The 3,067-nt window shown below is 24.0% G+C and carries 5 protein-coding genes; 2 read left to right on the top strand and 3 right to left on the bottom strand.

Annotated features, from left to right (window positions below; all coding sequences use genetic code 11):
- Window positions 1-186 (bottom strand): amidohydrolase (locus VJ881_01490; GenBank protein HKL74711.1); only part of this gene is annotated, 186 nt, incomplete at its 3' end.
- A 192-nt stretch (window positions 187-378) separates the two neighbouring features.
- Here VJ881_01490 and VJ881_01495 point away from each other — a divergent pair.
- Both VJ881_01495 and VJ881_01500 read left to right on the top strand, forming a co-directional pair.
- A complete protein-coding gene (locus VJ881_01495) occupies window positions 379-1,023 on the top strand; it encodes a hypothetical protein (protein ID HKL74712.1) in 645 nt (214 codons plus the stop codon).
- A gap of 28 nt (window positions 1,024-1,051) precedes the next feature.
- Window positions 1,052-1,429 carry a GerW family sporulation protein gene (locus VJ881_01500; protein HKL74713.1) on the top strand — a complete coding sequence of 126 codons (378 nt, stop codon included), beginning with the start codon at window positions 1,052-1,054 and terminating at the stop codon, window positions 1,427-1,429.
- A 49-nt stretch (window positions 1,430-1,478) separates the two neighbouring features.
- Here VJ881_01500 and VJ881_01505 read toward each other — a convergent pair whose 3' ends face one another.
- Entirely contained in the window at window positions 1,479-2,858 is a 1,380-nt protein-coding gene (locus VJ881_01505; GenBank protein ID HKL74714.1) for a serine hydrolase domain-containing protein, read from the bottom strand.
- A gap of 20 nt (window positions 2,859-2,878) precedes the next feature.
- The coding region (locus VJ881_01510; GenBank protein HKL74715.1) for a hypothetical protein at window positions 2,879-3,067 on the bottom strand (189 nt) is incomplete at its 5' end.

A 3,067-nucleotide genomic window follows, 5' to 3' on the forward strand; every position in this document is an offset into this window, starting at 1 on the left:
AACTACACCGGTATTATAATAATTAGTTTCAACTTCAACTCCTAATTTTTCAAGAATTTTAACAACTTTTTTTGAAGTTCTTTCTTCCTGTCTACTGGGTTCTGGATGACGATGTATATCTCTACGATGTTTTATAATCCAATTTTCAATTTCATCAACCTTTTTAATTATTTTTTCATTAATCATAAAATTACCTCCAGTTAAAAACTTTGTATACTTATTAAATATCTTCGACAAAAAATATATTATTCCTTTAATAATTTATTCTATTAAATCACATAATTAACAAAATATTGAATGAAATTTATTACTAATTTACAATTAACTATAGATATTTTGTAAAAATTGTTATATAATATAAAAAAGGAGGAGAAAAAATTGATATTAGCATTTATTTTTTGGCTTTTAATTTTCATAATATTATTAATATTACTTGTGATTTCTTTATCTTACCATTATAATTTTATTTTAAATTATGAACAAAATTTCTCAACTGAAATATATTTTGGCAATAAGCTAATTAATTTTAAGTATATAAAAAAGAAAAATAAACAAATAAGTTACATAAAATTTCTAGGTTATGAAAAAGAAATTATAAAAAATAAAAAAAGCAGTAAAAAAGAGGAAATTATAAAAAAAAATATTGAAAAAGCTGATAAAGAAAAAAAGAAATCTAAATCTTCCTTTCCTTTTAAATTAATTAATAAAACAAATATAATACATGTTTTTAAATTTTTATTTAAAATATACAAAGAAATAAAACCTGATTCAATTAATATTGATCTAGCTATTGCTTTTTCAGATCCTTATTATAATGGACTAATCCTCGCAAATTATTACTCATTAAAAGGTGTTTATCCGAAATTTCCAGTTTCTATTACTACATATTGGGATAGGGAGGTGATTGAAGGCAGGGGAGAAATTAAAGGTAAAATAAAACCTATTGTAATTTTATTTTTAATTTTTAGCTTTATTTTTTCTTTTAAGACTTTGAAAATGTTCTGGCAGTATCGAAAAAATTAATTTTTAAAAATGAAAGGGGTTAATTAAAATGAAAGAAACTAAAGAAATTTTAGAATCAATGTATAATAAGTTAGATAACTTTTTGAAAACAGAAACTGTAATAGGTGAACCAATTGAATTTGATAATGTCAAATTAATACCAATTATTACAGCTTCTTTTGGTCTTGGTGGAGGATTTGGTGAAGAAAGTGAAAACGGTGGTGGAGGTGGTGGAGGATTAGGTTGTAAAATAACTCCTGATGCCATTCTTGTTGTTAAAGATGATAATGTAGAAATGCTTCCAATTAAAAGTAAAAATTCACTAGAAAAATTATTTGAAAAGGTTCCTGAAATAATGGATAAAATCAATATAAATGCCGCTAAAAAAGATAAATCAGAAAAAAAAGAAATGGAAAAAGAAGATTAGAAAAACATACAAAAAGACCAGTTTTTAAAACTGGTCTTTTAATTTTTCTCTATTTAATAATTTTAACTCCCTGAAACTTTCTGGTTGCATTTGTGATTTTTAAAATTATTTCATTTTTTTGTTCATCTATTTGAAATTCGCATTTAATATATTCTCGATTTTCATAATAAAACTGAGTATTATTTAGTGGTATAAGTTCATATTCTTTCCCATCATCTGCAACTGTAGAAAGTTTGCCATCTCTATAATCTATTTTAATTATAACATTTTCCACAATCTTATAATTACCTGCATATTTTTTTAAAATACTATTAGCAACCTTTACATTTTTAGCTTTTTGAAGTAATACATATTCTTTATCAAAAATAATAGCTTCCATTGATTCAGATACAACATTTAATGCTGTTAGATCAGCATTATTTGTTAAAAAAATCAGTACATAATCTGTTTCAGGATATCTAATCATTAAAGAATTATAGCCTCCACCACCTATATTCCCTGAATGACTATATCTAACATTATTATATTTTTTTGCAATGTTCCAACCATATCCATAACCATTATCCCAATCCCCCCAATGAGGAAAAAATATCTTATCTATAGAATCTTTAGACAAAATATTATAATTACTTATACTTCTATCATAATTAAATAAATCTTGTAGATTAGAGTATATATTACCACTACCAGTAATACAGGAAAAATTATATATTGATAATTTATAAGGTTCTCCAGTCAATATTTGATAGCCAATAGCCTGTTTTTTTTCATAAGAAGAATCTGTTCCTCCCTTTGAATTGCTCATTTTCAAAGGAGCAAATATATATTTTTTTAAATAATTATTATATGATTCACCTGATACTTTTTCAATAATTGCTGCAAGAATTTGATAACCTGAATTACTATAAGAATATTTTGTACCTGGATTAAATCTGAGAGAATATTTATTTATATACTCAATATTATTTTCTAATGATACATTCTTTTGTCCTAAAAACAATCCATCTTTAGGTAAACCAGAAGTATGAGATAAAAGGTGGTGAATAGTCACTTTATCTCCCCAATTATTTCCTTCAATATATTTATTTATATAATCATCAACACTTAAAAGATCTCTTTCCTGAAGATGCATAATTACAATAGCTGTAAAAGATTTAGTAATAGAAGCAATTGGAAAAATTGTATTTGTATTATTCAAAATATTATTTTCATAATTTGCATATCCAAAAGCTTTATTTAATAAAACCTTATCACCTCTGGCTACTAAGACAGCTCCACTATATTTATAACTACAATTTTCATTATATGATAAAATAAATTCTTCTAAATTAGATTCTTTATTTGCAGCTTCTGTAAAATCAAATATAAAAATAATCAGTAAAAGACAAAGAATCATAACACCAAAAAAAATTTTAATGTTGTTTTTCACTTTGTCCCCCTTATTGATCTCTATTTATGCTGTAATAAATCCTCTTCAACTTTATCTTCCCATTTTCTAATTTTATAATCAGTTTTTTCACCATCGTTAATTTCTACAGCTTCATTTATCAAAGATATCATTTCTAATAAGCTTCTAAAATATCTTTTTTTATTTTGATTTTTAGTTCCAGAAATCCATTCAATTGTTCCTTGATAGGT

Source organism: Halanaerobiales bacterium (assembly GCA_035270125.1).
GTDB lineage: Bacteria > Bacillota > Halanaerobiia > Halanaerobiales > DATFIM01 > DATFIM01.

Coding starts and splice junctions, on each gene's coding strand:
- VJ881_01500 (HKL74713.1), top strand. CDS start 1,052: ATGAAAGAAACTAAAGAAATTTTAGAATCAATGTATAATAAGTTAGAT.